Annotated in this window: 17 protein-coding genes; 15 read left to right on the top strand and 2 right to left on the bottom strand. The window is 45.7% G+C overall.

Going from position 1 to position 18979, the window contains the following annotated elements:
• The 11 genes from PO771_RS19310 (at position 1) to PO771_RS19260 (ending at position 14408) form a co-directional block, all read left to right on the top strand.
• Entirely contained in the window at positions 1-1104 is a 1104-nt protein-coding gene (locus PO771_RS19310) for a cobalt-precorrin-5B (C(1))-methyltransferase (RefSeq protein ID WP_272561251.1), read from the top strand.
• Positions 1092-2300 carry a precorrin-6y C5,15-methyltransferase (decarboxylating) subunit CbiE gene (cbiE, locus tag PO771_RS19305; RefSeq protein WP_272561250.1) on the top strand — a complete coding sequence of 403 codons (1209 nt, stop codon included), beginning with the start codon at positions 1092-1094 and terminating at the stop codon, positions 2298-2300. Before PO771_RS19310 ends, cbiE begins: the two co-directional genes overlap by 13 nt.
• Positions 2293-3009, top strand: coding sequence for a precorrin-2 C(20)-methyltransferase (cobI, locus tag PO771_RS19300; protein ID WP_272561249.1), 717 nt, complete (start codon positions 2293-2295; stop codon positions 3007-3009). Before cbiE ends, cobI begins: the two co-directional genes overlap by 8 nt.
• A complete protein-coding gene (gene cobM / locus PO771_RS19295; protein WP_272561248.1) occupies positions 3009-3785 on the top strand; it encodes a precorrin-4 C(11)-methyltransferase in 777 nt (258 codons plus the stop codon). The genes cobI and cobM overlap by 1 nt, the downstream gene beginning before the upstream one ends.
• The gene (locus PO771_RS19290; protein ID WP_272561247.1) at positions 3785-4927 is read left to right on the top strand and encodes a cobalt-precorrin 5A hydrolase; all 1143 of its coding nucleotides are present in this window, start codon (positions 3785-3787) and stop codon (positions 4925-4927) included. Before cobM ends, PO771_RS19290 begins: the two co-directional genes overlap by 1 nt.
• Positions 4928-4939: 12 nt before the next feature.
• Positions 4940-6322 carry a cobyrinic acid a,c-diamide synthase CobB gene (locus PO771_RS19285; RefSeq protein ID WP_272561246.1) on the top strand — a complete coding sequence of 461 codons (1383 nt, stop codon included), beginning with the start codon at positions 4940-4942 and terminating at the stop codon, positions 6320-6322.
• The gene (gene cobA / locus PO771_RS19280; protein ID WP_272561244.1) at positions 6322-7782 is read left to right on the top strand and encodes a uroporphyrinogen-III C-methyltransferase; all 1461 of its coding nucleotides are present in this window, start codon (positions 6322-6324) and stop codon (positions 7780-7782) included. Before PO771_RS19285 ends, cobA begins: the two co-directional genes overlap by 1 nt.
• Positions 7783-8019: 237 nt before the next feature.
• Complete coding sequence (locus PO771_RS19275) at positions 8020-9693, top strand: response regulator (RefSeq protein WP_272561243.1); 1674 nt, start codon at positions 8020-8022, stop codon at positions 9691-9693.
• Positions 9671-10771, top strand: a complete 1101-nt coding sequence (locus PO771_RS19270) for a HEAT repeat domain-containing protein (protein ID WP_272561242.1) — start codon at positions 9671-9673, stop codon at positions 10769-10771. The genes PO771_RS19275 and PO771_RS19270 overlap by 23 nt, the downstream gene beginning before the upstream one ends.
• Positions 10755-12206, top strand: coding sequence for a glycosyltransferase family 2 protein (locus PO771_RS19265; protein WP_272561241.1), 1452 nt, complete (start codon positions 10755-10757; stop codon positions 12204-12206). Before PO771_RS19270 ends, PO771_RS19265 begins: the two co-directional genes overlap by 17 nt.
• Positions 12207-12230: 24 nt before the next feature.
• The gene (locus tag PO771_RS19260; protein ID WP_272561240.1) at positions 12231-14408 is read left to right on the top strand and encodes a hypothetical protein; all 2178 of its coding nucleotides are present in this window, start codon (positions 12231-12233) and stop codon (positions 14406-14408) included.
• Between the two features lie 75 nt (positions 14409-14483).
• Here the strand turns inward: PO771_RS19260 and PO771_RS19255 are convergent, their stop codons facing one another.
• Positions 14484-14708 carry a hypothetical protein gene (locus PO771_RS19255; RefSeq protein ID WP_272561238.1) on the bottom strand — a complete coding sequence of 75 codons (225 nt, stop codon included), beginning with the start codon at positions 14706-14708 and terminating at the stop codon, positions 14484-14486.
• Between the two features lie 177 nt (positions 14709-14885).
• Between PO771_RS19255 and PO771_RS19250 the strand changes: the two genes are divergently transcribed.
• Positions 14886-15164 carry an HU family DNA-binding protein gene (locus PO771_RS19250; protein ID WP_272561237.1) on the top strand — a complete coding sequence of 93 codons (279 nt, stop codon included), beginning with the start codon at positions 14886-14888 and terminating at the stop codon, positions 15162-15164.
• Between the two features lie 297 nt (positions 15165-15461).
• Here PO771_RS19250 and PO771_RS19245 read toward each other — a convergent pair whose 3' ends face one another.
• Complete coding sequence (locus tag PO771_RS19245) at positions 15462-15671, bottom strand: hypothetical protein (protein WP_272561235.1); 210 nt, start codon at positions 15669-15671, stop codon at positions 15462-15464.
• A 123-nt stretch (positions 15672-15794) separates the two neighbouring features.
• Here PO771_RS19245 and PO771_RS19240 point away from each other — a divergent pair, with 123 nt between their 5' ends.
• From PO771_RS19240 to PO771_RS19230, 3 genes are all read left to right on the top strand, one after another.
• The gene (locus PO771_RS19240; protein ID WP_272561234.1) at positions 15795-17150 is read left to right on the top strand and encodes a sigma-54 interaction domain-containing protein; all 1356 of its coding nucleotides are present in this window, start codon (positions 15795-15797) and stop codon (positions 17148-17150) included.
• A gap of 186 nt (positions 17151-17336) precedes the next feature.
• Positions 17337-18098, top strand: a complete 762-nt coding sequence (locus PO771_RS19235; RefSeq protein WP_272561233.1) for an enoyl-CoA hydratase/isomerase family protein — start codon at positions 17337-17339, stop codon at positions 18096-18098.
• A 20-nt stretch (positions 18099-18118) separates the two neighbouring features.
• A complete protein-coding gene (locus PO771_RS19230) occupies positions 18119-18979 on the top strand; it encodes a 3-hydroxybutyryl-CoA dehydrogenase (RefSeq protein WP_272561232.1) in 861 nt (286 codons plus the stop codon).

The raw sequence follows: 18979 nt of genomic DNA, 5'->3' as shown, positions 1-18979 counted from the left end.
ATGACGGCACAGGAGGAAAAGCCGCTCCGACACGGCTATACGACAGGGGCAAATGCAACAGCAGCTACGAAAGCGGCTCTCCTCTCTCTGCTGGAAAAACGTGCAGTAACGGACGTGGAGATTCTGCTTCCAATAGGAGATTGTGTCTCGTTCATGATGGAGCAGGTGACGCTTGCTGATGAATATGCAGTAGCGGAAGTGATCAAAGACGGGGGAGATGACCCGGATGCTACGCATCAAGCCCGTATTGTGGCAACCGTCAGCTGGCGTAATGAACTAGGCATTGAACTAGAAGGTGGCGTTGGAGTAGGCCGGGTAACGAAGCCTGGTCTGCCCGTTCCGGTCGGAGAAGCGGCGATTAATCCAGTACCGCGTCGGATGATTATGGGGACCGCAGAGGAAGTCCTGGCGGAGTACGGAATAAACCGGGGGATTCGTATTATCATCTCAGTTCCGGACGGAGAAGAAATCGCTAAAAAAACGCTGAACGCACGGCTTGGCATTCTCGGCGGGATCTCGATTCTTGGCACGCGTGGCACGGTCGTTCCGTTCTCAACAGCAGCTTTCAAAGCAAGTATTGCCCGAGCGGTTAAGGTGGCGATTGCATGTGGCTGTGACCATTTGATTATTACGACAGGTGGGCGAAGTGAGAAGTATGCCATACAGGAATTGTATCCGGATTACCCGGAAGAAGCGTTTATCGAGATGGGTGATTTTGTTGGGTTCACGCTTAAAATGTGCCGAAATTTTGGGGCCAAAAAAGTAACGCTTGTTGGAATGATGGGCAAGTTTTCTAAAGTTGCACAAGGCGTGATGATGGTGCATTCCAAAAGTGCGCCGATTAACTTCGATTTTCTGGCGGAAGTAGCGGCTCGTGCTAGTGCGTCAGACGAGATGGTTGCGCAGGTGCGGAATGCAAACACAGCTTCTGAAGTAGGTGACATGATGCGGGAACAAGGAAATACAGCCTTCTTTAGCGAGTTGTGCCGGGCCATCTGTGAATCGTCACTGCGTGAAGCAGAAGGGACTTTTGATGTGGAAGCAGTGCTCATCACGATGAAGAGCGAACTGTTAGGAAGGGAGCTAGTAGAGTGCAGCAAGTAATTAAAGTCATCGGAATCGGAGACAGCGGGGTAGACAGTTTGCTTCCGTTGTATCGGACATGGGTTGAGGAGAGCGAGTTGCTTGTTGGTGGGGAACGCCATCTATCGTTTTTTCCGGACTATACAGGTGAAAAGCTGGCGGTCAAAGGCGGGCTTGCCGCACTTGTAGAGCGAATTCGGGAGTCTGGCAAAAAAACAGTCGTATTGGCATCCGGTGACCCGCTATTCTATGGCATCGGATCATACTTGGCAAAGAAGCTTCCTGTTGAGGTTTATCCGGGTCTTAGTTCGGTTCAAGAAGCATTCGCTCGCATGCAGGAAAGCTGGCAGGACTGTACATTCCTCAGTGTGCACGGGCGCAGCATGCGCGGGCTAGCACAGAAAATTGACGGACGTGAGAAGGTATGTGTACTGACGGATGAGACAAACAGTCCAGCCGTTATTGCGGAGTACTTGCTATCGTTTGGCATGACCGAATACCGGGCTTTTGTGGCGGAGAATCTTGGAGGCACTGAGGAGCGCACAGGATGGTATACACTCGAGGAGATGGCGGAACAGGAATTCGCACCGCTTAATATCGTTGTATTGAAGCGTACAGTACCGGGTCCCGCGTGGCCGCTTGGTGTTTCAGACGAAGAATTTGCGCAGCGCAAGCCGGATAAAGGACTCATTACGAAGAAAGAAGTGCGCATACTCAGTCTCGCAGCACTCGGTCTACGATCAGACAGTACGGTATGGGACATCGGCACGTGCACAGGCTCTATGGCGATTGAAGCAGCCCGTATTTGTCGGGACGGCCAGGTGTTTGCGATTGAGAAGAATGAAGCCGATCTTGAGAACTGTCGGACGAATATGAAGAAGTTCCGAACGGATTTTGTAACCGTACACGGCAAGGCACCGCAGGGAATTGAAGAATTCGCTGATCCGGATGCGGTATTTATCGGCGGCAGTGGTGGCGAGATGAAAGAGCTGCTGCATATCTGTTGTACCCGCTTGAAGCAGGGAGGGCGCATCGTGCTGAATGCAGCGACGATTGAGACGCTGTATGAAGCGATGAAAACTTTCGAAGAAGAAGGGTTCGAAACAGCGGTGACACTGACGCAAATCTCACGCAGTAAGCCTATTTTACATATGAATCGGTTTGAGGGATTGAACCCGATCTATATCATAACCGCGAAGCACAGAGAGGATGAGTAAGATGGCAACAGGTACATTATATGGGGTCGGTGTTGGACCGGGCGACCCGGAACTGATTACGGTGAAGGCGTATCGCTTGATGAAAGAATCTCCGGTTATTGCCTATCCGCGCAAGCGCAAGGGCAGCAAAAGCTATGCCTATCAAATTGTGGAGAGCTACATTGATCAGTCACAAAAAGAAATGCTTGGTCTGGTGTTTCCGATGACGAAAGACCCGGATATTTTGGAGCGGGAATGGACGCAAACGGTAGAAGCAGTGTATGAGCGTCTGGCTCAGGGCAAGGATGTTGCGTTCGTAACGGAAGGCGATCCGATGCTGTATAGCACATTCATCCATATGATGCGACTGATGCAGGAGAAGCATCCAGAAGTACGCATCGTATCCATACCGGGCATTTCCTCGGTGAACGGTGCCGCGTCTCGTCTTGGCCTGCCGCTTGCGGACGGGGATGAGCATGTCGCGATCATTCCGGCAACAGCGGATCGAGATGAGATGAAACAAGCGCTTATTAGCCACGACTGTGTTGTGTTTATTAAAGTCGCTAAAGTGATTGATGTCATGATTGATGTGCTAGGAGAACTCAACCTGTTGCCGAATGCATCTGTAATTACAAAGGTAACGTCAGGTGAGGAAGTCGTCTGGAATAACGTGGCGGAGCTTAAAGGGCTTGAGCTTGAATACTTAACGTTAATGGTGGTGAGAAAATAATGAAAGTATACATTATCGGGGCAGGACCGGGGGATCCAGATTTAATTACGGTAAAGGGGCTTAAGCTATTACAGGCAGCCGACGTTGTTCTGTGGGCGGATTCCCTTGTGAATGAAGAACTGGTTGCAAAAGCGAAACCAGGCGCAGAAGTAATCAAAACAGCAGGCATGACACTGGAAGAAATGGTCGAAATTATGACCGAACGTACGAAAGAAGGGAAATCTGTTGTACGTGTCCATACAGGTGACCCAGCTGTATACGGCGCTATCCTCGAGCAGATGGTGCTCTTGAAGAAGAACGGCGTAGACTATGAAATCGTACCAGGTGTCAGCTCTGTATTTGCGGCAGCGGCAGCAGTAGGCGCAGAACTGACCGTACCAGAGTTAACCCAAACGCTGATCCTGACACGAGCAGAAGGACGGACACCAGTGCCAGAGCGGGAAAAACTGCAAGATCTTGCGTCTCATCATTGTACGATTGCGTTATTCTTGAGTGCGACATTAATCAAAAAAGTAGTCGGGGAGTTCCTCGAAGCGGGCTGGACACCGGACACACCAGTTGCCGTCGTGTACCGTGCAAGCTGGCCGGATCAAAAAATCATCCACTCTACACTGGAGACACTCGACGACGATATGAGAGCGAACGGCATCCGTTCCCAGGCCATGATTCTTGCGGGCTGGGCACTTGATCCGAATATTACGGCTGAAGATCGCTTCCGTTCGAAGCTGTATGACAAAGAATTCACACATCGTTTTCGCCGGGGGATTCCGTCATAATGAGCGATCCGCAGCTAATCGAATTAACGGAAGGGGTAGTACCCGCGATTACGCAGCACGGTCGCTATGCCATAGTGGCGATTACAAAGCATGGTGTCGAAATGGCCCGTCGCCTGCTGCATACGTTTCCCGATGCAGATCTGTACTACATGAGCAAATTTGCGCGTGGGGATGAAGATTCACGTGGGATTCAGTTGTTCGCAGGATCAGTACGTCTCCTTTTCCCGGCGCTTTTTCCGGCCTATGACGGGCTGATTTTATTCATCTCGCTCGGTGCGGTTGTACGGATGATCGCACCTGTTTTGAAGGATAAAAAAACCGATCCAGGTGTTGTTGTCATTGATGACCGGGGTGAGCATGCGATTAGTATGCTATCGGGTCATCTGGGTGGCGCGAATGAGCTGACGCGTGAAGTGGCGGCACTGATCGGGGCCAAGCCAGTTATTACAACTGCCTCGGACGTACAAAAAACCATTCCGGTCGATCTGTTTGGCCGCCGTTTTGGCTGGACATGGGACCCTGAATCTGAGAAGAAACTGACCCCGGTCAGTGCCTCAGTTGTTAATGAGGAACACGTCGCCATTGTACAGGAGTCGGGAGAGACGGATTGGTGGATGCACGATACACCGATGCCGCCTTCACTTCGTGTATACCCGACAATGGCAGATGCTCTTGCAAATCAGCCAGATGCGTCACTTCTGATTACACATCGTCTATTGTCGTCAGAAGAAAAAGCACTGACGGCGAACGGTGTGGTCTATCGTCCGAAAAGCATTGTACTCGGAATGGGATGCAATCGGGGGACATCAGCAGAAGAAATCGAGCAGGTGATTATGGAAACGCTCGAAGAACTGAAGTTTTCGATTCATAGTGTCAAGGCGCTCTGCACCATTGAGTTGAAAAAAGATGAACAAGGTCTGCTTGATGTATGCAGTAAGTACGGCTGGGAGTTCGTGTACTACACGCCGGAACAATTGAATGAAATGGATATTACCGAGCCGTCCGATACTGTGTACAAATATACGGGAGCATACGGTGTCAGTGAACCGGCCTGCAAACGGTACAGCGGATGCCAGACACTTGCCCTTACGAAGAAAAAATCGGGCAACGCTACCATTTCCGTTGGCGTGCTCGGGCAGTAAGGAGGATTGGCTGTGGGAAATAAACGAATCATTATCGCTGGAACGGGCAGTGGAGCAGGAAAGACGACCATTACGATTGGCTTGATGGCTGCATTTCAGCGCCGGGGCCTGACTGTACAGGGCTTCAAATGCGGGCCGGATTATATTGATCCTGCCTACCATGCAGCGATTACCGGACGCCCATCTCGCAATCTGGACAGCTGGATGCTGTCTTCAGATACGGTTCGTTCCGTACTTGCTCGCGCCAGCCATGACGCAGATATTTCAATTATTGAAGGCGTAATGGGACTGTATGACGGCAAAAGTCCGACAGAAGACACCGGGAGTACAGCAGAGATTAGTCTGTTGACTGATACGCCGGTTGTGCTTGTAGTGAATGTTCACAGCATGGCACGGAGCGCGGCAGCGGTCGTGAAGGGCTTCCAGCTTCTGAATCCTTCCGTTCGAATTGTCGGGATTATTGCCAATCACGCTGGAAGTGCCGGACATGGCAAGATCATTCAGCAGGCGGTAGAGCAAGAATGTGGCATCCCACTGCTTGGCACGATCGTCCGAACGAATGAAATTCGGATTCCAGAACGCCATCTCGGTCTGCTTCCGGCTGTCGAACGTGGTGAACTGGATGCGCTGTTTGCCAAAGCAGGCGAATTGATTGAACAAAATATCGATCTGGATCGCTTACTTGAGCTGGCAGAAACAACTGAAATGGTAGAAGAATCGGAAGTTGCACAGCCGCATGGCGCGAAAGTTCGCATCGCAGTGGCACGAGATGTTGCCTTTAACTTCTATTATCCAGAAAATCTGGAGCTGCTCACGCAGGCTGGAGCGGAATGTGTATATTTCAGCCCACTTGCCAATGAGCCAGTACCAGATGGGGTAGATGGGCTGTATATCGGCGGTGGTTTCCCGGAAGAATTCGCGCCGCAGCTTGCAGAAGCTACTCATAGTCGCATGTCGATTCGACAGGCAATCGAAGGAGGAATGCCTGCCTTTGCTGAATGCGGTGGATTCATGTATTTGACAGACGAAATCATTACGACATCGGGTGAGTCATACGCGATGATCGGTCTTGTACCGGGAAAGGCACGCATGCAAACGAAGCGGGCAGCGCTTGGGTACCGGGAAGTAACTGGATTGCCGGGCAATTTCCTCCTACCAGATGGGGCAGTTGCACGCGGACACGAGTTTCATTACTCCGTATTCGAAGCGGAAGCAGAACTGCCGCATGCCTACACGTCACAAGGACGATTCGGCTCGAAGTCCGAGGGTGTTGTGCTCCATAACCTGGTAGCAGGTTATACGCATCTTCACTTTGGGTCGCAGCCAGACTTGGCTCAGAATTGGGTGGCAGCTTGCCTTGAGTACCGGAACACAGCAGGAAGGGGACGAATGTAATGGCAGGAATCGTCTATTTAATTGGTGCTGGACCGGGGGATGAGAAGCTGATTACGGTTCGGGGGCGAGAGTGCCTGGAGCGGGCAGACGTCATCGTATATGATCGGCTGGCGAACCCGCGCCTACTGCGATTTGCTAACCCGAATGCGGAGTTTATCTACTGTGGAAAACTCCCGAAACAACATACGTTGCGTCAGGAAGCGATTAATGAATTACTCGTCCGCAAGGCGCAGGAAGGTAAGTGTGTAGCGCGGCTTAAAGGCGGTGACCCTGGTGTATTTGGTCGGGTAGGAGAGGAAGCCGCCGAGCTTGCAGCTCATCATATTCCGTTTGAGATTGTACCGGGCATTACATCTGGCATTGCTGCACCATTATATGCGGGTATTCCGGTGACGCATCGGGAATATGGAACGTCCTTTGCAATTGTGACCGGGCATACAAAAGGCGAAGATGGAAAGCCGTCGATTAATTGGGCTTCGCTCGCTAGCGGAATTGATACGATCGCGTTCTATATGGGCGTTTCGAATTTGCCGCACATTTGTGCAAATCTGATTCAGCATGGACGCAGTGCCGATACGCCTGTTGCCTTAATCGGGTGGGGGACGTTTGGCCGCCAGCGTACGGTAACGGGAACACTTGCCACGATCGTACAGGAAGTGGACAGGGCACAACTTATGAATCCAGCGCTGACCTTGGTCGGCTCCATCGTGGAGATGCGAGAGACGATTGCCTGGTTTGAGAAAAAGCCGCTGTTTGGCCGTCGTATTCTATTGGCTCGTACGGGTGGAGAAGTCGGAACGATGGCAGAGGCGCTGCTCGAACAGGGAGCGGACGTTGTCGAGTATCCACGCTATACACTTTGCCCGGCTATGGATGCGGCAAAGCAGGAACGAATCCGAAATAGCGTGAATGATGATGCGCTTTTATTTACCTCACCGGAAAGTGTTGGCTTCTTTTTCCGTGCTTATCAGGACCTTGGGCTCGACATACGTGATCTACGGGCTGATTTGTACGCTTTATCGACTCGTACACAGGCTCGGTTAGCTGAGCATGGTTTACTATCTTCGATCCTTACCGGGCTATTGCCGGGCAAGGGACTTCTACTTGGTGGTAGTGAGGAGCAGGAAAAGAATCTGACGTCTACGTATGATACACTTGCCCTGTATGAAAAGCAGCCGCACACGGAATATAACCGAATGATGGAGCGGGTGCTTGTAGAAGAACCGCGCGACACCATTGTTTTCCCAAGTGCGGCATCTGTTTCTGTATTGATCCATGCTTTAGCGGAAGCAGAGCTGGATGTCTCCTCGATTCTTGGCTCTGCGGAACTTGTTTGTATGGGACCCAAAACAGCGGAAGCGATTCGCCAGGCAGGGTATGAACCGCATATCATCACCGATTCTCCTTCGCTTGCGAGCTTGCTTACCAGCTTATCTTCTTCTGTTATGTCTTTGTCATAACTCTGGATTACATCATGCCAGATCGGCTATTGCCGTATCTGGCTTTTTTTTGTTAAGAAAAAATTACTTTTGTATCCTGATGAACTGAAATAATACAATAATGTTTAGAATTTGTTCAGTAGAAAATAGTATTATATATGTTAATAAGTCTTAAATAATAGTAATATTTTCACCTTAAGGTGACCAAAAAGATATGATGAGATTCCTCATGATTTTCGAAGAGAGGGATGAATTTGTGTGAAAAAGAATGAAGAGGTACGTGAAGAAATAGGTGGGATAGACGGGAAATTAAAAAATGATTTCTATAAAGCCCTCGTTAATTTATATGCCAGAGGGGCAAAAAACCGGAAAATTATCGAGGAATCAAGCTATTGGGAACAGATGTTTTTTGTGCTGCAACAAATTCGTGATACAGCTGCATTGTTTCAGTGGAAAGAAATATGTAAGACATCAACCTTTTTAATAAAAAAAATAAAAAGGAATGCCTTTACTTTTTCGTTGCATAAACAAGAACACCTGCTATTTTTCGATACGGTCTGTATTGTTATGAAACAATTGATGGATAACGAATATGACCCAATCGTAAAGCAAGCGTTTATGGAGAAGAAAAAAATTCTTTTAGTTTCTTTTGATTTTGTTATAACGGGATGGATACGAGAGCAATTTAGCCAGCTAGAGGAGTATGAAGTAACCATCTGTACGTATGAGAAGATAATAGAAACGGTTATGAACGAAGAATTTGATTTATTATTGCTTTACGTTCAAGAGCAGGCGCCTGAAAGTCTGGATATTATCCAACAGTTACGCTCAAATCAATTGCATGATTTGTTACCTATTCTTTGTATGGCTCATCATAAGGCAGAGTCCTATCATAAAAAAATGTATGAAGCTGGGGCAGATGATATTTTTCTTCTACCATTTTCTTTCTCAATGCTTCAAATGAAAATAGGGTACTCTTTAAAACAGAGAAAACGTCAAATCGAAATGATGGCAAATCAAAATACTTTTTTTCATGATGTGACTGCCCAGCAATATAAAATAAGAAAAAAAATTGAGGAAGAGTGGAGTCGCTTTTCCCGTAATCCAGGGATGAGCTTTTCTTTACTTTACATTGAATTTGGGAACTGGGAAGGATTGCTTAAGAGTAGGGGTGCAGCATTCACAGGTTATACGTTCTCGACACTTTTTGAGCGAATAGCACGGTCCTTACGCTTTTATGACCGGATTGCCCGCTTTGAAACGTACTCGTTTCTTTTGCTTCTCCCTATTACATCACAAGAAGATAGTGTAGTTGTTGCGCAGCGAATCCAGAAGCTTATTCTTGACTTTGAGAGTCAGGAAGGGATCAGTACATCGTCTAGAATCTCTGTAATTGAGAGCCACATTGAATACGGAAGCGCCTCTATGATGATTACAAGGATGAAAGAAAAAGTGCGCTTCCATTTTGAGAATACGATTTTTCTCATTCAGCACGAGAAACAAGAAGAGGATACGGAGACCTCTCGCCTCAAAATAGCCATATTAGATGGTGACGATGTGAATGATGTCATTCTTGATAATACATTCGATAAGGAAAAATGGGATATCTATATTTGGACAGAAGAGGAAGATCCACTTGGCTTTCTTTATCGTGTACAGCCAGATATTATTTTACTTGAACTTAGGGCGACTTATTTCAACGGCTTGCAGCTTTGCTCGCAGCTGAGAAAAACGGAAGAATTTCAAGAAAACATTATTGTATTTGTAAGTAAATCCCATCTCGAGAAAGACATTGTCCATGCTTTTCAGGCAGGAGCGGATGAATACATTCGTAAACCATACTTTGTAAAAGAAGTAGAGGCCCGTCTGAGACGTCATATTGAGGTACGCCAAAAGAAAGGACAACTACATGCTGACATGGGTACCGTCTGATTTTTTGATTCGATTGCTTTGGCTTAGTTTTGTTTCACTTTTTTTGCTTATTATCGTCATTTTTGGGTATTTGTTTTTTCAAAAAGCGATGACGATTCGTAAAGAACGAAAAAAAGAAGAGTGGAAACGAAAGATTTTTCCTTTGGTGATTCAATATCTAAAAGGTAGAGAGAAAAATATTTATCGGCTTTTTTCACCTGATATGAAATGGAAAAATGAGATAGTAGAAGATGTTCTGTATGAAATTGCAGATACATTACAAGAGGAAGAATATGTACGTCTGCATGTACTACTAAAAAATGCCGGGATTGAACAGAACATTTTGTTGTCCATTCAGTCTAAAAAGCCGATGATTGCTTGCAGAGCTATGCGTCGGGCAGGAAAGTTTCGAATGAAGCATGCAGCATCGCATATAAAATCAAATCTCCACCATTCTTCTTTTGACGTGTGGACCACAGCGATACAGGCTCTTGCCCTGCTTGGGGAGTTTGACATAGTCTTTCAATTTTTAATCCGCTATCATAAGGAATATCCTTATTTTTTTGCGATTCGGCTGTTTGATATGCTGAAGCATGCTAGTGAACAGGATCTTGTTGCGATAAAAGAGCAGGTTCCGTCTCTATATCCTGATTTACAAGGGATGTTTATCGATATTATCGGTTATCAAAAATATGATCGGTATTTACCTGATATTGAATCATTTTTCGAATCACAGTATGAATTTCTACGTGTGAAAGCCTTAAAAGCCGCTGCACAAATCGGTATAACGATCCATCACAAACAGGTAATATGGTTTTTACAAGAAGGTTCAGTACCAGAAAAGCTAGCCGCTTTACAGATTGTTCGCTCCAATGGAAGCTGTATAAATTATGAACTATTGGAAGCCCTGGCGGCAGATAAGGACTGGTGGGTACGCCTACGAGCATTAGAAACTCTCCTAAGTTTTGGAGCAGAAGGGATACGGAGAGTAAAAGTGATCAGCGAGCGTCATCCAGACCGATTTGCAAGGGAGATGGCGGGGACCATCCTCGAGAAGATGGACAGAAGGGAGAAGCCGCAGCTTGAGTATTTTGCATAGCTTATTTATGGCGTTTGAGTGGTTTATTCTTTCTTACATTCTGTTTATTAATTCTTCCTATTTGTTCTTAATTTTGCGCTCGTTTAAAGAGCTGAGAGCCTATATGAAAAAGCTGCTATATAGCGAATACAAAGACATGGAGGTGTCGTCTCAGACACCTCCGATTTCCATCCTGGTTCCAGCATTTAATGAAAGCCAGACCATTGAAGAAAGCGTACGTTCTTTTTTGTGGTTGAATTACCCGGAATATGAAGTGATTGTTGTGAATGATGGGAGTACAGACCAAACGCTAGATATTCTAAAGGAAAAATTCAATTTGCTGCCGATTTTCCCAACGTATCGCAAGCAACTGCAAACACAAGATGTACGAAATGTATATCGTTCTGTGGAATATCCGTATCTGCTTGTGATTGATAAGGAAAATGGGGGGAAATCTGATTCTTTAAATACAGGTATTAACTTTGCTTCGTATCCTTATTTTTGTACGGTGGATGCAGACTCTATTCTAGAACGGGATGCGCTCCTTCGGACAATGCGTCCAGTTATTGAAGGAAAAGACGATATTGTCGCATGCGGCGGCATTGTGCGGGTAGCCAACGGATGTACGTTCAGAGATGGAAACGTAACGAAAGTAGGGCTTCCAGAAAATCCTTGGGCGATCTTTCAAGTGATCGAGTATCTTCGTAGTTTTTTAGCGTCTCGACTTGGATTTAGTAGCATTTCCTGTCTCCTGATTATCTCCGGTGCTTTTGGTGTGTTTCGAAAGCAAGATGTTTTAGAAGTTGGCGGATATAATACATCGATTGTAGGAGAAGACATGGAACTCGTTGTACGGTTGCATCGGCATATCCGTGAAAATAAGAAAAACAGCAAAATTTTATTTGTTCCTGATCCAGTATGCTGGACGATGGTTCCTGAGTCAGCGAAGGTGTTAAAACGTCAGCGAGCTCGCTGGCATCGTGGCTTGATTGAGACATTGTTGATTCATCGGCGTATCTTTTTAAATCCTGCATACGGATGGCTTGGGATGTGGGTAATGCCTTATTTTTTTCTTGTCGAATTTTTAGGGCCAATTATTGAGTTTATCGGTTATATCATCGTTACCCTTGGCTTTTTCTTTCACATCGTTCAGGTTAAATTTTTTATTCTTTTTCTTTTGTTATCCATTTCGTTCGGTATGTTTTTATCTTTAAGTGCCGTTATTTTAGAGGAGTGGAGTTTACGGAGATATCAGAAAAGCTCGGATTTGTTTACGTTATTCGTTTTTTCGGTTATGGAGTCCTTTTTTTATAGACAGATGGTTGCTTCTTTTTGCACCATTGGCCTGTTTGAATTTCTATTCAAGAAGAACGGGTGGGGTGTGATGGAACGTCAAAGCTTTTCTACTCATCCTGAGTCTTCTGAGGACATGAGCGAGAAAAACCAATCTGTTTAAAAACAAAAGAGGAGGAGATGGCAGATGAAAAAATGGATGGTTTTCCTCATGTTTTTTCTTCTTATTGGGCTCGGTGTGTTTGTTACGTGGAAGGTATTTTATGTACCTTATTATTCTAATGGATTTTCTTACACCTCGCATGTTTTTGAATCGGAGAATATCAAGCAGGTTTCAATGGTACAAGGGGAACAGATTTCTGTTTATGACGGAAAAGCGTGGAAGCCTCATTTTTGGGCAGGTGTCAATCTGGGTGCGACTCTTCCGGGGAGTTATCCAGGTGATCTAGCACCGAGTAGAGAGGACTATCTTCGCTGGTTTCAAGAGATGAAAGAAATGAATGTTCAGGTAGTCCGGATTTATACGATTCTTCCTCCTGTATTTTATAATACACTCTGCGAATTTAATCAAAGCCAGAAAGAACCACTTCTATTCATTCAGGGCATTTGGTCACCTGAAGAAGAGCTGATTGGAAAGACACGAGAAGGAAGTGATGCCTATCTTCCTTCCATTCGCAACAAGTTCAAAAAGGAAATTCAGGATGCAGTTCATGTCGTCCACGGGGATTTTTCCCGGGAAAAAACGCCAGGACAAGCGAGTGGGACGTATACGGTAGACACTTCACCGTATCTGCTTGGTTGGATTGTTGGAACAGAATGGTACCCATATGCAGTACAGAAAACAAATGAGGCACATCCAAAGCAGCTTCCCTTTAGGGGCGATTATTTCCAAGGAAAATCCGGTGCCTCCGCGTTTGAAAGTTGGCTTGCTGAAATGGTTGATACCCTTGCCGTTGAAGAGATGAAGTATGGATGGCAGCATCCAGTTGCATTTGCAAACTGGCTGACTACCGATCCGATGCCGCATCCGAACGAGCCTTTGAAACAGGAAGACCTGGCAGTCGTTGATCCTATGCATGTTACACCTACAGCTAAATGGAAAGCTGGATATTTTGCTTCGTATCATGCTTATTCCTATTACCCGGACTTTCTAAATTACGAGCAAAAGTATCAAACGTATAAGAGGAAGGATGGCAACGTTGATCCGTATGCGGGCTACTTGCATGACCTTCATCAACATCATAAAGGTATTCCGGTTTTTATTTCTGAATTTGGTGTTCCAAGCAGTCGAGGAAAAGCTCATAATGGTCCACTAAACAGAAACCAGGGAATGCATAAAGAAACTGAGCAGGGGAAAATGGACGCAGATATGATGCGAGACATTCATGATGAAGGGCTGAATGGAGCGATTTTATTTGCGTGGCAGGATGAGTGGTTTAAATTTACCTGGAACACAATTGATTTGGAAGAGCCAGGAACGCGCCGAGCTATGTGGCGAAATGCGCTAACAAATGAAGAACACTTTGGCTTCATCGCCAATGAGCCGGGTAAGAAGGAAAATGCGATCTATCTGGATGGAGAGGATGCGGATTGGAACCGTAGAGAAGATAAAAAAACAGTATCGTATCCCTCGTTTACGCTTTCTGTTACACATGATGAGGAATTTGTATATGTAGAAGCAAAGAAGAAAACGGGCAACTGGCAGCCAAATGATCAACTTCTTCTAGGAATTGATTCAGTAGAGGGAGGAAGTAATAGAATAAAGGGAATTTCAAGTACCTTTACGAAGCCTATCGAATATGCCGTATCAGTAGCGGGAACCAAAAGCGGTACTTTTATGGTAAACAGCGCATTTGATTACCATACATGGTTATACGTTGCCCAGAAAAAAATGCTTTCCGGTGATGTAAGACAGCTAAGTCAGGAGAAGGAGGGAGTATTTCTCCCCTGGAAGGTTGCTTTAAGCCGTGGTTTGTATTTGCCACAAAGCAAAGTTCATATCCCATTTGAAGAGTTTGAAGTTGGGAAGATGACGTTTGGGGTAACGGACCCCGATAATCCGTCATTTAATAACCTTTCAGACTGGTATGTTAAGGGAAACATACTGGAACTTCGCATCCCATGGATGTTGATCGGTTTTACGGACCCGAGTCAAAAAATGGCGTGGGGGAATTTGTATAAATACAACAAAATCCAGCCGATTCCTTCTCCGGGTATTTCAATCATGCCCGTGTTGAATCAAAGCGATGCCCAGCCGAGCCCGTTGTTCTATACGTGGAAGAATTGGGATCAGCCTAATTATTACGAACGGAAAAAGAAAAGTTATTTTATCATGCAGAAGGAAATGGAGAAATATAACGAGTAAGTATATCTCAATCTGAAAATGGGCTGATACCAAAAAGAAATGCAACGTGCCTTTTTGGATTAGCCCATTTTTTTCTTATTTGTACGCCTTTCCTTTGGTCAGTATGCAAGGTACCCCCTTGCCGATGTTTGTGCCGGGTTGGGCCATTTTTGCAAGGTAGGCCAGGCCACGCTGACACTGTTGTGTACAGACACGACATTTATCCGAGGTTACCACCTTCATATTAAAACGGTTCCGGTCGTCTTGTTGAATAGGAGTGTTTTTCTTCTTCGCACCTGGTTTTTTTGGCGCTTTTGCCATTCCTGTTGCCCCCTTTTGGCTTTTCGTTCCCTGTCATCATATGAAACATGGGCTTGGGCTGCTCCATATTGCAAACAATTTAGAGAAAGAAAGGTTTAAAGCTCGTTCAATGTTGGAAAAATAAATATAGGCGGTATCATTCTATGAAAACCAAAATCCTTTAAGGAGGGACATATAATGAATAAGACACAGTTAGTTGAAAAAGTAGCAGAAGTGACAGATATGACGAAAAAGGAAGCATCTGTGGTGTTAGAAGCGGTGTTGGATACGATTGCAGGAGCGTTGAAAGAAGGCGAAAAAGTCCAGTTGATTGGCTTCGGAAACTTTGAAAGTCGTGAGCGTGCAGCCCGCAAAGGACGTAACCCACAGACTGGTGAAGAAATTGAGATTGCAGCAAGTAAAGTGCCAGCGTTTTCGCCGGGTAAAGCACTGAAAGATGCTGTGAATGGCCGCTAATCTTGCATCATAAACAAAGCATGTTGCTAGAGTAAAATAAAAAAGAGTGCAAAAGGCTCGAAATCCTTTGCACTCTTTTTTATTCAATAAGGCTCTGCTTAGATATGGGAAATGCCAACGCAAATCAAAACGAATACAGACATAATCAGCGACATTGCTCCGAATAGAGACATGGCTGATTTTAATTGGTTCATTGTTGCTCTCCCTCGCTTTATTCAGTCATTTACACTTTTCTATTATAAATGCCTGTAGGAGCGATGGCTATTAAGATTTTTTCGAAAAGATAGTAAAAATATCCTAAACATACTGATTGAAAGAAGAAAAGTTTTTTTCTTCCTGTTCATCCGTATAAACCACGCATTCTGAAGCAGAATGATGCAGGAGAAATGGCTTGAGCGGTCGCGTAATGATCGTACGTGGCAGTTGTTTTTTCGGTTGGGCAACAGATTGCCCTGATGACATCTCATGTGCAACACGTGATAGACGTTGCATTCGCTCTTGATTCATTCTACTGACCTCCTTGTAAGCCCTTATGACTATATTATCGGTAGTTCTTATGGATTATTAATACCTAAATCTAAAGAAATTTATTTTTTACGTTATACTGAAGGGAAAGGGGGATGCAATAGAATGAAGCTTGCGAATCATTTGCTTTCAATTCTTGAGTCACTGCATGATGCTGTACTGGTCATCGCACGGGATAGCACCATTGTCTATATTAATAACGCCTACTCGGTTCAGTTCGGTGTGCCTGCTGACAAGTTGATCGGACGTAAGTTAAGTCAGGTCGAACCACAAGCGCGTATTCATGACGTATTGAAAAATGGACAGCCGCTTATTAATGATTACAGCTATCTTCACTCACTAAATATTCATATTTTTGCTAATATTACACCGTTGATGGAGAAAGGTGAGCTAATCGGGGCGGTTGCGATTATGAAAGATATAAGCGAATTTTATGCGCTGCAGGATGAATTGAAGCGGTATAAAACATACTCGATTCGGCTGGAAGAACAACTGCATAATAAAATTTTTGAAATGTTAGAGAGTCACACTCCTGTGATGCGGCAAGCCGTACAGACAGCCCGCCAGGTAGCGGAGTCGGAAGCGACGATCATGTTGTATGGGGAAACCGGGGTAGGCAAAGAGGTATTTGCGCGGGCGATTCATGAAGCGAGCCCACGCCGAGACAGAGAATTTGTGGCGATTAATATGGCTTCATTACCGGAAGCGTTGTTTGAAAGCGAGCTGTTTGGCTTTGAAGAAGGCTCATTTACGGGTTCACGCAAAGGAGGCAAAAAAGGGCTCCTGGAGCTTGCGGAGGGCGGTACGCTGTTTCTTGATGAAATTGGGGAACTGTCGTTGTTTCTTCAGGCTAAGCTGTTGCGTGTATTGCAGGAGCGTACGTTTCGTAGAGTGGGAGGAACGAACCCGATTCCGCTCAATGTACGTATTATTAGCGCTACCAATCGGAATCTGGAGAGGATGATGGAAACCGAGGCATTCCGCAACGACTTGTATTATCGACTGCATGTTGTTCCCATTCATATTCCGCCGCTACGAGAGAGAAAGCAGGATCTTCCACAATTAATTCATACGATTATGGGTGATTTGAGTATGAAATATGGCAAGCATATTACGCTCACACAGGAAGTATATGAGATGTTTGAGCGATATGACTGGCCAGGGAATGTACGGGAGCTTGGAAACGTACTGGAACGAATGACAGCGATCTGCCCGCGTTCGTATTTTGTACCGGATGATGTACCGGATAGCATACGGCAGGCGAAGGAAGCAGGACAGATGGAAGTTCTTCCACCTGTTTATACGGGAGGAATCGGGCTTTTAGGGGCGGTAGAACAGACGGAGAAAGAAATGATTGAAGAAGCGTTGCGGGTAAGTCGAACAAAGACAGCGGCTATTGAGCGACTTGGTATTAGTCGGAAGGCATTTTATCAAAAGCTAAAAAAATACGGCTTATTGTAAGTTTTTTTGTTTCCATAAGAAACAGAGCGGAAACAACTATACACATTTGTTTCTTTTAGAAACAAATCGTTCTCATCATTCTCCTAAAAAAGACCGGGAATTTTACAAGGAAAGTTGGCATTATTATTGCTTGAATGAACATATATCTGAACATAAGGCATGTTTCATTACGGAGGTGGAGAATGAATGAAAGTTACATGGGAGCTACAAGACCGATTGGGTATCATTACGATTGATGCGCCACCTGTGAACGCTTTGAATAAAGAGTTTTTTGAACAGATGGACGAGTTGCTGAATCAAATCGATGATAACTGCGCAGCTATTATCATCACAGGTGCCGGAGAGAAAGCTTTTGTCGCTGGAGCCGATATTAAAGAATTTCCACAGCTTGGACAGGCAGCGGGTGTTGAACTGTGCAAGCGTGGACAGGGAATTTTCAATCGAATTGCTGGGCTGAAGCAGCCGGTTATTGCGGCGATTGATGGATTTGCGTTAGGTGGTGGCCTGGAATTGGCACTTGCATGTGATTTCCGAATCGCCAGCCGCAAATCACAATTAGGTTTACCAGAAGTGAAGCTTGGTATCATTCCAGGATACGGTGGCACACAACGTCTCGCTCGTCTCGTTGGTCCAGGCAAAGCGAAGCAGCTTATTTTCTCTGGGGAGTTCGTATCAGCGGAAGAGGCAGAACGTATCGGGCTTGTAGAACAACTGGTAGATGAGGATGCACTGGCTGAAGCAAAACGTTGGGCAGGGATCATTCTGGAACGTGGACCACTTGCGGTGCAGGCAGCGAAGCGCGTAATTGATCGTGGACTGGCTGCATCACTGGAAGAGGGTCTGAATGAAGAGGCGCAGGCTTTTGGTGAGATTTGTCTGACAGAAGATAAAAACGAAGGAGTGGCGGCATTTTTTGAGCGTCGTGCTCCACAATTCCAAAATAAATAAGAAAAGCGGGGAATTAAGAGATGGCACAAAAGATTGGCGTTATCGGATTTGGAACGATGGGTTCTGGCATTGCACAGGCAGCAGTAGAAGCTGGATTTGAAGTCGTAGCAGTTGAACAAAAGGCTGAGTTTTTTGACCGGGGATTAAGCGGCATTCAGAAGAACTGGAACCGCAGCATTGAGAAAGGCCGCCTGACAGAAGAGCAGAAGCAAGCATACGAGGCATTGCTTACGACAACAACGGAGTGGGAAGCGTTGGGCGAAGTTTCCTTCATCATTGAAGCTGTAAGCGAGAACATGGCGCTTAAAAAAGAACTGTTTGCAAAATTAGATAAAGTTGCGGCAGAAGGCGTAGTTATGGCGACCAACACATCTGGTTTGAGCGTAACGGAAATTGCAAGCGTAACGAATCGTGCGGATAAAGTGATCGGTGTGCACTTCTTCAATCCGGTTCCAGTTATGAAGCTAGTTGAGCTGATTCGTGGTCAGAGTACATCAGAAGAGACTTATCAAACAGCGAAAGCAGTTGTTGAGAAAATCGGTAAAGACCCGATCGATGTAAAAGAAGCACCACTGTTTGCGGTAAACCGTATTCTTGTGCCGATGATTAACGAAGCCATTTTTGTATTGATGGAAGGCACGGCAAGTGCAGAAGACATCGATAAAGGGATGAAGCTTGGCGCAAATCATCCGATTGGACCGCTGGCACTGGCTGACTTAATCGGTCTTGATACTCTTCTATATGTGCAGGATTCTCTGTATGAAGAAACGCAAGATTCGAAGTACCGCAGCGCTCCTCTTCTGCGTAAGCTTGTTCGTGCAGGCCATCTTGGACGCAAATCAGGCAAAGGATTCTACGATTACACAAAGGGGTCGAAGTAA

The sequence above is a fragment of the Aneurinibacillus uraniidurans genome, from assembly GCF_028471905.1.
Lineage (GTDB): Bacteria > Bacillota > Bacilli > Aneurinibacillales > Aneurinibacillaceae > Aneurinibacillus > Aneurinibacillus uraniidurans.
The sequence above is the reverse complement of the archived record's forward strand: the minus strand, read 5'-3'. Positions and strand labels throughout refer to the sequence as shown.